Below are 10,609 nucleotides of genomic sequence, written 5' to 3'. Positions count from 1 at the left end.
CTCCCAACTAGCCAGTAGTTTGAATCATATTTTAATCGAAAGGGGAATCCCTTTCGATTCCATCAAAATGTGAGTTGCTCTAACATGTCGTTATTTCTCAGTTCCGGGCGGAAAACCGGTGCTCACTTTTCCTGGAACTGCTTTATTGCGTTTGCGCAGTTCCGGACGGAAAACCGGTGCCCACTTTTCCTGGAACTGCTTCAGCGCCTTGCTTCTACCGCATCCCAGAAGATGGCGGCGACATTCGTGCCGTCAAAGCGTTCGATCTCGCGAATGCCCGTCGGCGAGGTGACGTTGATTTCGGTGATATAATCGCCAATCACGTCGATACCGACAAAGATGAAGCCGCGTTCGCGCAGCGCTGGACCGATGCGTTCGCAGATTTCACGTTCACGCGTCGTCAGTTTTGTTGGTTCCGGACGCCCACCGGCATGCATGTTGGAACGTGCATCCGTATCGGACGGAACACGATTGATCGCGCCAACCGGTTCGCCATCCACCAGAATGATGCGCTTGTCGCCAGCGCGCACATCCTTCAGATAACGCTGCACGATAAAGGGCTCACGGAACATCTGGCCAAACATTTCCAGAAGCGACGACAGGTTGCGGTCGCCATCGGCGAGATGGAAGATGCCTGCGCCGCCATTGCCATAGAGCGGCTTGAGAATGATATCGCCAAATTCCTTGCGGAACTTGATCACTTCCTGCGGATCCTTGGTGATGAGCGTTTCCGGCATCAGATCCGCAAATTCGGTGACGAAAATCTTTTCCGGGCTGTTGCGCACCCAGCTCGGATCATTGATGACCAAAGTCCTTGGATGGATGCGCTCCAGAAGAAAGGTATTGGTAATATAGTTCATGTCGAAAGGCGGATCCTGACGGATCAGAACCACATCCATTTCCGACAGGTCGTGGCGTTCCGGTTCGCCCAGCGTGTAATGATCACCCTTGATGTCGCGCACTTCCAGCCGTTCGATCTGGGCGTATACCTCACCATCGCGCATCGACAGGCGATCTGGCGTGTAATGGTAGAGTTCATGGCCGCGCTTTTGCGCTTCAAGCGACAGGGCAAAGCTCGTATCACCTGCAATATTGATCGTGCTGATATGATCCATCTGGATCGCAACTTTAAGAGCCATGATATCCTCTCGATTCGTAAGTCAGCGCGAATTTAGAGCATGTCGCGTTCAAGTGGAAACCGGATTCGTCCAAAAACCGTCAGTGCAACAAAATGGCATTCCGGAAATCCGGAATGCCATTGTTTCTTGACCAGGGAAATCGTCTGTCAGAGTCCTTCGACAATGACAATCTCGCCATCGGCAACCGTCTGACGGATGGCCTTTGCGGCCTGGTATTCCGGTGAATTGTAGCAGTCGAGCGCGTGCTGCATGGATTCAAATTCAATGATCACATTGCGCGCCCGGCCAACGCCTTCAACGGCTTCCGCCCGTCCGCCACGCGCAATGAATTTCGCGCCGAAACGCTCGAAGGCCGGCTTGGCGGTCGAAACATAGTCCTTGTAGCGCTCCGGGTCACGCACATCGACACGGGCAATCCAATAGGCTTTGCTCATTGCTTTCTCCTCCTCAATCTGCTCGGACAGCCGATCGCATTTCATCCAGAATGGCAAGCGCTGCCACCTTGCGGTCGGGAGCTGCCACAATCGGACGCGCCACGACCAGATGGCTGGCACCGGCCTTCAGCGCATCGGCTGGTGTCATGACGCGCTTCTGGTCACCCTTTTCCGCACCCGCCGGACGAATGCCGGGGGTTACCACCGCCATCTCCGGGCCGATGGCCTGACGAATGGCCTGCGCCTCGGCAGCAGAAGCAACAATGCCGCCCATGCCTGCCGCATGCGCCTGACGCGCGCGTTTCAGCACCAGCCTTTCGGCCGTGTCGGAATAGCCTGCCTCTTTGAGGTCCGCATCGTCCATGGAGGTGAGAACCGTCACACCCAACAGACAAAGGTCAGAGCCCCTGGCTGCTTCGACAGCAGCGCGCATGGCTTTCGGATAGGCATGCAGGGTCAGCATCGACACGCCCATTTTGGCGATATTCTCGACCCCCTTGGCAATGGTGTTGTCAATGTCGAGAAGCTTCATATCGAGAAAGACTTTTTTCTTTGCTGCCACCAGCGACTTTGCAAAATCCAACCCACCAGCAAAGACCAGTTGATAGCCGATCTTGTAAAAGGAAACCGCATCCCCCAGTGTTTCAACAACTGTTTCGGCTTCGGCAAGGGTTGGCACGTCGAGGCCCACGATCAGGCGATCGCGCAAGTCTATGGTCGTCATCGCATTCTCCACCGGGATTTTGTCCAGTGATGGCACAACAGGTCGGGTTGCGAAAGTGAAACGTCAGAAAACTGGCAAAAATCAGCAGTTTTTTGCAGAAGCTTGCTGGATCAGGCTGCGGCAAAGTGCTGTCAGCATGGCTGCATTGCGCGCATCCTTCAGCGTACCATCGTCATTGAATGCCTCAGAAGCTCGCCCAACCGAACATTGCTCGGAGATGATCTGGGCTCCCACATTCATCAGCACGGCACGTAAATGATAAAGCCCTCGGATGCCGGCAAAAACGCCATTGGAGGTCGAGCAAAGGCCAACGACCAGCCCCGCATAAGGTTTGAACGGCCTGTCGCCATCCATGGAAATGCGGCTTACCCAATCAAGGGTGTTTTTCAGAAGCGGCGGAATGGATGCATTATATTCCGGCGAGCAGATCAGAAGCCCGTCATGCGCAGCAAACAGCCGCCCCAGCCTCATCGCATTGTCCGGAATGCCCTGTTCGCGTTCCAGATCCTCATCCATGATCGGCAGCGGATAATCGGAAAGCGACAGATGGGTTGCTTCCGCTCCCTGCGCCACAAGCTCCATTGCCGCAGCCTTTGCCATCTGCCCGGAAAAAGCGCCTGTACGATTCGAACCGGCGAAGACAAGTATGCGCGCGCTCATTGCGTTATCCTGTGTTGTGGCTATGCAAGCGAACTACGATAGACCCAAAGCTGTGCAGGCGGGACATTGCGCACGACAAAATCATAGTGCTGCACGACATAATTGCCGCGCCCCGCGGGAACCGGCGGCAAAGGCCCATAGGTGATCTGGATCAGCGGACGGCCGCGCGGGACACGGCTCAACGCATCTTCAATGAACTGCACCCGGCGCTGCACCGGGAAATTGAGCAGCGGCACAGCAGAAATCACGCTGTCAAACTGCAGATGCTTGTTCTCACCCAGCGCAGTGTCGAGGTCAAAGGCATCACCATGGATAATATTCACGTCGGGATAGGTCTCTTTCAGATGATCAACAAAGTCCTGCGAATATTCGACCGAATAAAGATCCGATGGTTTGACGCCATGGGCAAGAATTGCCTTGGTAATCACTCCCGTGCCCGGCCCAAGCTCCAGAACCGGCAGGCCTGAGCCGGTATCGATAATGCTTGCCATACGGCGTGCAGTGACAGAGCTCGTCGGCAAAATGGCTCCAACCGCCTTGGGACCGTCAATCCAGCCTTTGAAAAAGCGGATCTCCTCATTGAATTTCGCTGCGAGTTTCCTGCCCAGCGGATTTGCCATCAGCGTACTCCCATTGTCGCTATCAAGCAATTTTATGACGCATTTAGATCCTTATGCAAGCTGATAATCGGAGCAAAGGCCAGGGACAAATGAAAAGGGGGCCTTTCGGCCCCCTTTATTCAGTCATTCCTTCGAAAAATTCTTTCATCCTGGCAAAGAAACCTGCCGATTTCGGACTGTTTTCCTTCGATGAAAGCCTGTCAAACTCTTCGAGCAACTCGCGTTGCCGTTTGGTCAGATTCTGCGGTGTTTCAATATCGATCTGGATATAAAGGTCACCAAATGCCGACTGCCGCAAAACCGGCATGCCCTTGCCCTTGAGGCGGAACTGCTTGCCGTTCTGCGTTCCTTCCGGAACTTTCACCCGGGTCTGGCTACCATCCAGCGTCGTGACTTCGAACTGGCCGCCCAGAGCAGCCGTGGTCATGGAAATCGGCACCTTGCAGTAAAGATCCGCGCCGTCGCGCTGGAAGAATTCGTGCGGCTTGACCGACAGGAAGATATAGAGGTCGCCCGCAGGCCCGCCATGCATACCTGCCTCGCCCTCGCCCGCCAGGCGTATGCGCGTACCATCCTCGATGCCGGCCGGAATATTGACGGAAAGCGAACGCTCCTGCGACACACGGCCCTGACCGTGACACTTGCCGCATGGATCCCTGACCACCTGACCACGGCCATTACAGCTCGGGCAGGTGCGTTCGATGGCAAAAAAGCCCTGTGCCGCACGGACTCGACCAGAGCCGCCGCACATGGAACAGGTCACTGGCTGGGTTCCCGGCTTTGCTCCCGACCCCGAACATTCATCACAGGTAATGGAAGTCGGCACGCGAATCTGCGCAGTCTTGCCGGTATAGGCCTCTTCCAGTGTCACTTCCATATTGTAGCGAAGATCGGCGCCGCGTTCGCGTCCGGGATTACCGCGACGGCGACCGCCACCCATCATCTCGCCAAAAATATCTTCGAAAATATCGGCAAACCCGCCAGCGCCAAAGCCACCGCCGAATCCGCCGCCCATGCCACCGTTCTCAAAAGCGGCATGACCATAACGGTCATAGGCTGCACGCTTTTGCGGGTCTTTCAGCGTTTCATAGGCTTCGCCGATTTCCTTGAACTTGCGCTCAGCTTCAGGGTCACCCGGATTGCGGTCCGGATGATATTTCATGGCAAGCTTACGGAACGCTGATTTCAGCGTCTTTTCATCCGCTGTTCTCTCAACGCCCAGTGCTTCGTAATAATCGATCTTCATGCGCCCGTTACCCCGGCGGTTGGACCGGACTCCCAACCGGAGTCATCGCTATTTTCGTTATCACCGAAATTGGCGAAAGCCCGGCATAACCGGGCTTTCGGTTTCAGCGTCAGACTATTACGACTTCTTCTTGTCGTCGTTGATTTCTTCGAAATCAGCGTCGACAACGTCGTCCTTCGCCGCAGAAGCGGAAGCATCATCGCCAGAGGCGGACTGCTCAGCCTGGGCTGCTTCATACATGGCCTGACCAAGCTTCATCGAAGCTTCAGCAAGCGCCTGGGTCTTGGCCTTGATATCCTCGCCATCATCGCCTTCAAGCGCGGTCTTCAATGCAGCGATTGCATTTTCGATGGCCTGCTTGTCTTCAGCGGAAATCTTGTCGCCATATTCACCAAGCGACTTTTCCGTCGAATGGACGAGGCTTTCACCCTGGTTCTTGGCTTCAACGGTTTCACGACGCTTCTTGTCAGCTTCGGCATTGGCCTCGGCGTCCTTGATCATCTTTTCGATGTCCTCATCGGACAGACCGCCGGAAGCCTGAATGCGGATCTGGTGTTCCTTGCCGGTACCCTTGTCCTTGGCCGAAACATTGACGATACCGTTGGCGTCGATGTCGAAGGTAACCTCGATCTGCGGCACGCCGCGTGGCGCAGGCGGAATGCCAACCAGGTCGAACTGACCGAGCAGCTTGTTGTCGGCTGCCATTTCACGTTCACCCTGGAAGACGCGGATCGTCACTGCCGACTGATTGTCCTCGGCAGTCGAGAAGGTCTGCGACTTCTTGGTCGGGATCGTCGTGTTGCGTTCGATCAGGCGGGTAAAGACGCCGCCAAGCGTTTCAATACCCAGCGAAAGCGGGGTAACGTCGAGCAGCAGAACGTCCTTGACATCGCCCTGCAGAACGCCGCCCTGAATTGCAGCACCCATGGCCACGACTTCGTCCGGGTTGACGCCCTTGTGCGGTTCCTTGCCAAAGAAGTTCTTAACGACTTCCTGGATCTTCGGCATACGGGTCATACCGCCGACCAGAACGACTTCGTCAATTTCACCAGCCTTGAGGCCAGCATCCTTCAGTGCAGCCTTGCATGGCTCGATCGTGCGCTGAACGAGATCATCGACCAGGCTTTCGAACTTGGCGCGCGTCAGCTTGATGGCAAGGTGCTTCGGACCGGTTGCATCAGCCGTGATGAACGGCAGGTTGACCTCGGTCTGCTGCGAAGCCGAAAGCTCGATCTTGGCCTTTTCCGCAGCTTCCTTGAGTCGCTGCAGGGCAAGCTTGTCGTTCTTCAGGTCGATGCCGTTATCCTTCTTGAATTCGGTGACGAGATAGTCGACCAGACGCATGTCAAAGTCTTCACCACCGAGGAAGGTATCGCCATTGGTCGACTTCACTTCGAAGACGCCATCGCCGATTTCGAGGATCGAAACGTCGAAGGTGCCGCCACCAAGGTCGTAAACAGCAATGGTCTTGCCGTCGCTCTTGTCCAGACCATAGGCAAGGGCGGCTGCCGTCGGTTCGTTGATGATACGCAGAACTTCAAGACCAGCAATCTTGCCGGCATCCTTGGTTGCCTGACGCTGGGCGTCGTTGAAATAGGCCGGAACGGTGATGACGGCCTGGGTAACAGGTTCACCAAGATAAGACTCCGCCGTTTCCTTCATCTTCTGAAGAATCATGGCCGAGATCTGCGATGGGGAATATTTCTTGCCGTGGACTTCAACCCACGCATCGCCATTGTCGCCCTTGACGATCTTGTAAGGGACAAGATCCTTGTCCTTGGTGACCATCGGGTCATCAAAGCGGCGGCCAATCAGGCGCTTGACTGCAAAAAGCGTACCTTCCGGATTGGTGACGGCCTGACGCTTCGCAGGCTGACCAGCGAGGCGTTCGTCATTATCCGTAAAAGCGATGATCGAAGGCGTGGTACGTGCACCTTCAGCATTCTCAATGACCTTCGCGTTCTTGCCGTCCATGACAGCCACGCAGGAGTTGGTCGTTCCCAGATCGATACCAATAACTTTAGCCATATTGCTCTCCATTCAGCAAACCGCCAGGACCTCTACCGAGCATTCCGTCCGCGGTTCCTATAATTCCACATTACCTGTCGTGCGCACTTTCCCAGGCACAACTTCCGGTCTTGGTACCGCCAAACAGGCACCGTGCGAAGCGTATATAAGAAAGGCTTTTTTGCCCTGCAAGAGACAAGACGCAAAGCAGGTCGAGATTCCTTGCCGGAAAAGTTCTCAGCTTGCAGGCTGTGCCTGAACCGCCACGAAAGCGCCCGTCTCGCCCGCCCGATAGATTGCGTCGATGACGGCCTGGTTCGCCCTTGAATCCTCCAGCGAGAACAGCGCTACATCCTCGCCGCGCACCGCGCGCACGAAATGTTCGGCCTGCAGGCGATACTGGTTCACATCGCCAAATGTCCATTGCGACACGGCATTATGATCCACGCTGTAAAGGCTGACGCGGCTGTGGTCGTGTTTGCCGGCATTGAAAGGAGCCGTCACCTCGATATAACCCCTGTCGCCATGGAAAACCATGTTCTGGCGCGCTGCAAGCTGGGTGGAGACGTAGAAGCTCAGGTCAAATCCATCAAAACGCGCCAGAACACTGGCATAACGGTCGGTGCCGAATTGCGGATCAAAATCGACCAGCGCCTGCAATTGCAAAGGCTCCTTACCGGTGGCGATACGGGTCGTGACGGTTGGATAAACGCCAACATCAGGCACCCCGCCGCCGCCCAGAGCCGGCTGGTTGCGCATATTGTGCGGATCAACATTGAAATAGGTGAAACAGCCTTCAACCCGGCGCAGCCTGCCGATCGCCCCTTCCGCGATCAGGCAGCGCACCTTGTTCCACTGCGGGTGATAATAGACCATGAAGGCTTCGGAGATGATGACCTTGTGTTCATCGCGCGCGGCAATCAGCTGATCAATGTCATCCGCTTTCAGGGCAATCGGCTTTTCGCACAGGACATGTTTGCCGGCCCTTGCGGCCTTCAGCGTCCATTCCACATGCTGCGCCGTCGGCAGCGGAATATAGACGCCATCAATCTGGTCGCTGGCGAGAAGCTCCTCATAGGAGCCGAATGCAAGCGGCGCACCAAACCGGTCGGCGGCAGCACGCGCCCTGGCAAGATCACGGCTGGCGATTGCCTGTACCACGCCATTTTCGGATGCGCAGACGGCCGGAACAACCTGCGTCATTGCGATTTTGGCTGTCGATAGAATGCCCCAGCGAAACATGATCAATCCCCTTCCCTTGAATGTTCATTGTTAACCTGCCCTTTGCCTCAGGCAACCGGCAAAGAAAAAGCCCGCCGACGGGGCGGGCTTTCATACATTGTTTCAATCAGCTCAGCCGCGCAAGACCCCGCCGGTCTGTTTGGCAACGCTCGCTACGATCTGCCTTGACAGATTATCGAAATCCTCGTCCGTCAGCGTGCGGTCCTGCGGCTGCAGCAGGACTTCCACTGCAATCGACTTCTTGCCTTCGCCAAGCGAAGCGCCGGTAAAGACGTCGAATACATTGACGCCAACAATCAGCTTCCTGTCAGCCGCCGCGACCGCCTTGACGACATTGGCCGCCTCGATCGTGCTGTCAACAACGAAGGCATAGTCGCGCTTCAGGCTCTGGAACTGCGACAGATTCAGCGCCGGCTTGGTGCGGGTCGATTTTGCCTTCGGCTCCGGAATGGCATCAAGATAGATTTCGAAACCGCAGAGCGCGCCAGCGACATCCAGCGCTTCCAGCGTATCCGGGTGGAATTCGCCGAAATAGCCAAGCACAACCTTGGGCCCGAGTTTCAGCGTGCCGGAACGGCCCGGATGGAACCATTCCGGTCCACCGGCTTCAATCTGGACACGATCAACCGGCATGCCGGCTGCTTCAAGCACTGCCAGTGCATCGGCCTTGGCATCGAACACGCCAACTGGCGCTGCATTGCCAGACCAGAAGCGGCCAGAACCTTCAACACCTGCCGTACCGCGACGAACACCGCCGGCAACCCGGCGCTGCTTGTCGGGTGTATCGCCTTCATAAATGCTCGAAACCTCGAACAGGGCCGTATCACCAAAGCCGCGGTCGGCATTGCGCTGGGCAGCGGCGAGAAGCCCTGGCAACAGCGACGGGCGCATATCCGACATATCGGAGGCAATCGGATTGGCCAGTTTCAGTTCCGGCTTGCCACCGCCAAAGGCCTTGGCCTGCGCTTCAGAAATGAAGGAATAGGTGACCGCCTCCATCATGCCGCGCGATGCCAGCATGCGGCGGGCATTGCGGGTGCGGATCTGCAGGGTCGTGAGAATACGGCCATTGACCGCGCCCTTGCTAGGCAGAGGCTGCGGCTCAATGCGGTTGATGCCATGAATGCGCATGACTTCTTCCACAAGGTCAGCCTTGCCTTCCACGTCACCACGCCATGATGGAACGGTTGCCCTGATGACCTTGCCGTCGCCTTCGACGCCAAAACCCAGGCGCTTGAGAATATCGAACGCGGTTTCATACGGCACATCGATGCCGGTCAGGCGCCTGACTTCCGAGACCGGGAAGTCGATCACGCGTGCGGCAACCGGCCTGTAACCAACGACTTCAAGCTCGGTCGGCTTGCCGCCACAGAAGTCGAGCACCATCTGCGTGGCGATTTCGGCCCCCGGAATCATCATTTCCGGATCGACGCCGCGCTCGAAGCGATAACGTGCATCGGTGACAATGCCCAGTTCGCGGCCAGCGCGTGCAATCATGCGCGGGTCCCACAGCGCCGATTCGATCAGCACATCGGTGGTGTTTTCATCACAGCCCGAATGTTCGCCCCCCATCACGCCGGCAATCGACTCCGGACCGTTTTCATCCGCGATGACATAATGACCAGCCTTCAGCTTATATTCGCGCTGGTCAAGTGCCATAATGGTTTCACCCTCACGCGCCGAGCGCACGGTCAGCGCACCCTTGACCTTTGCCGCATCAAAAACATGCAGCGGACGGCCAAGATCGAAGGTGATGTAGTTGGTGATGTCAACCAGCGCATTGATCGGGCGCAGACCGATGGCCTTCAGCCGCTGTTGCATCCATTTCGGGCTTGGACCGTTCTTCACACCCTTGACCAGACGAAGTGCAAAGCCGGTACAGAATGGCTTGTCCTCATCCTGTTCAAGGATGACCTTGACCGGCGTTTCGCCTTCGCCCCTGATCGTCTCGCTTTTCAGCGGCTTCAGCACGCCAAGACCGGCAGCAGCCAGATCACGCGCAATGCCGCGAATGCCGGCACAATCCGCGCGGTTCGGCGTCAGACCGATTTCGATGACCGGATCATCAAGGCCGGCATAAGTGGCAAAGCTCGTTCCAACCGGCGCATCTTCCGGCAGTTCGATGATGCCATTATGCTCGTCCGAAAGCTCCAGCTCGCGCTCGGAGCACATCATGCCAAAGCTTTCAACGCCACGAATCTTGCCAACCGACAGCGTAATGCCAAGGCCCGGAACATAGTCGCCCGGACGGCCCAGAACACCGACCAGACCAGCGCGTGCATTGGGCGCACCACAGACGACCTGCAACGGCTTGCCGTCGCCCGTATCAACCGAAAGCACCTGCAGCTTGTCCGCATCCGGATGGCGCTGCGCAGTCAGAACCTTGACGATGGTGAAGGCCTTGAAGGCAGAGCGGTCATCAACGCCATCAACTTCCAGACCAATATCCGTCAGCTTTTCGACGATCTGATCCAGCGTCGCATCGGTATCAAGATGATCCTTGAGCCAGGAAAGTGTGAATTTCATGTGTCTGTCCT

The 10,609-nt window shown here is 56.5% G+C and carries 9 protein-coding genes; all 9 read right to left on the bottom strand.

Annotated elements, in window-relative coordinates; all coding sequences use genetic code 11:
* Nucleotides 1-200 precede the first annotated feature (200 nt).
* Entirely contained in the window at nucleotides 201-1,139 is a 939-nt protein-coding gene (gene gshB / locus ACFO1V_RS04600) for a glutathione synthase (RefSeq protein ID WP_374832229.1), read from the bottom strand.
* A gap of 146 nt (nucleotides 1,140-1,285) precedes the next feature.
* On the bottom strand, nucleotides 1,286-1,573 hold the full coding sequence (locus ACFO1V_RS04595; RefSeq protein WP_374832227.1) for a DUF1330 domain-containing protein: 288 nt from the start codon (nucleotides 1,571-1,573) through the stop codon (nucleotides 1,286-1,288).
* A 13-nt stretch (nucleotides 1,574-1,586) separates the two neighbouring features.
* Nucleotides 1,587-2,297 (bottom strand): orotidine-5'-phosphate decarboxylase, encoded by a 711-nt coding sequence (gene pyrF / locus ACFO1V_RS04590; RefSeq protein ID WP_374832225.1) that lies wholly within the window; start codon nucleotides 2,295-2,297, stop codon nucleotides 1,587-1,589.
* A gap of 81 nt (nucleotides 2,298-2,378) precedes the next feature.
* Entirely contained in the window at nucleotides 2,379-2,957 is a 579-nt protein-coding gene (locus ACFO1V_RS04585) for an NADPH-dependent FMN reductase (protein WP_374832223.1), read from the bottom strand.
* Nucleotides 2,958-2,977: 20 nt separating this feature from the next.
* On the bottom strand, nucleotides 2,978-3,577 hold the full coding sequence (pmtA, locus tag ACFO1V_RS04580; protein WP_374832221.1) for a phospholipid N-methyltransferase PmtA: 600 nt from the start codon (nucleotides 3,575-3,577) through the stop codon (nucleotides 2,978-2,980).
* Nucleotides 3,578-3,692: 115 nt separating this feature from the next.
* Entirely contained in the window at nucleotides 3,693-4,823 is a 1,131-nt protein-coding gene (gene dnaJ, locus ACFO1V_RS04575; protein WP_374832219.1) for a molecular chaperone DnaJ, read from the bottom strand.
* A 117-nt stretch (nucleotides 4,824-4,940) separates the two neighbouring features.
* Nucleotides 4,941-6,851, bottom strand: a complete 1,911-nt coding sequence (gene dnaK, locus ACFO1V_RS04570; protein ID WP_374832217.1) for a molecular chaperone DnaK — start codon at nucleotides 6,849-6,851, stop codon at nucleotides 4,941-4,943.
* A gap of 216 nt (nucleotides 6,852-7,067) precedes the next feature.
* Nucleotides 7,068-8,072, bottom strand: a complete 1,005-nt coding sequence (locus tag ACFO1V_RS04565) for a Gfo/Idh/MocA family protein (RefSeq protein ID WP_374832215.1) — start codon at nucleotides 8,070-8,072, stop codon at nucleotides 7,068-7,070.
* 111 nt (nucleotides 8,073-8,183) lie between these two features.
* Nucleotides 8,184-10,598: a phenylalanine--tRNA ligase subunit beta gene (gene pheT, locus ACFO1V_RS04560; RefSeq protein ID WP_374832213.1), complete on the bottom strand. Its 2,415-nt coding sequence runs from the start codon at nucleotides 10,596-10,598 to the stop codon at nucleotides 8,184-8,186.
* Between the last annotated feature and the right edge of the window lie 11 nt (nucleotides 10,599-10,609).

Source organism: Daeguia caeni (genome assembly GCF_042653845.1).
Taxonomy (GTDB): domain Bacteria; phylum Pseudomonadota; class Alphaproteobacteria; order Rhizobiales; family Rhizobiaceae; genus Brucella; species Brucella caeni.
The sequence above is the reverse complement of the archived record's forward strand: the minus strand, read 5'-3'. Positions and strand labels throughout refer to the sequence as shown.

Excerpts from the sequence above, each read along its gene's own strand:
- gshB (WP_374832229.1), bottom strand. The coding sequence starts at position 1,139 with ATGGCTCTTAAAGTTGCGATCCAGATGGATCATATCAGCACGATCAAT.
- ACFO1V_RS04595 (WP_374832227.1), bottom strand. The coding sequence starts at position 1,573 with ATGAGCAAAGCCTATTGGATTGCCCGTGTCGATGTGCGTGACCCGGAG.
- pyrF (WP_374832225.1), bottom strand. The coding sequence starts at position 2,297 with ATGACGACCATAGACTTGCGCGATCGCCTGATCGTGGGCCTCGACGTG.
- ACFO1V_RS04585 (WP_374832223.1), bottom strand. The coding sequence starts at position 2,957 with ATGAGCGCGCGCATACTTGTCTTCGCCGGTTCGAATCGTACAGGCGCT.
- pmtA (WP_374832221.1), bottom strand. The coding sequence starts at position 3,577 with ATGGCAAATCCGCTGGGCAGGAAACTCGCAGCGAAATTCAATGAGGAG.
- dnaJ (WP_374832219.1), bottom strand. The coding sequence starts at position 4,823 with ATGAAGATCGATTATTACGAAGCACTGGGCGTTGAGAGAACAGCGGAT.
- dnaK (WP_374832217.1), bottom strand. The coding sequence starts at position 6,851 with ATGGCTAAAGTTATTGGTATCGATCTGGGAACGACCAACTCCTGCGTG.
- ACFO1V_RS04565 (WP_374832215.1), bottom strand. The coding sequence starts at position 8,072 with ATGTTTCGCTGGGGCATTCTATCGACAGCCAAAATCGCAATGACGCAG.
- pheT (WP_374832213.1), bottom strand. The coding sequence starts at position 10,598 with ATGAAATTCACACTTTCCTGGCTCAAGGATCATCTTGATACCGATGCG.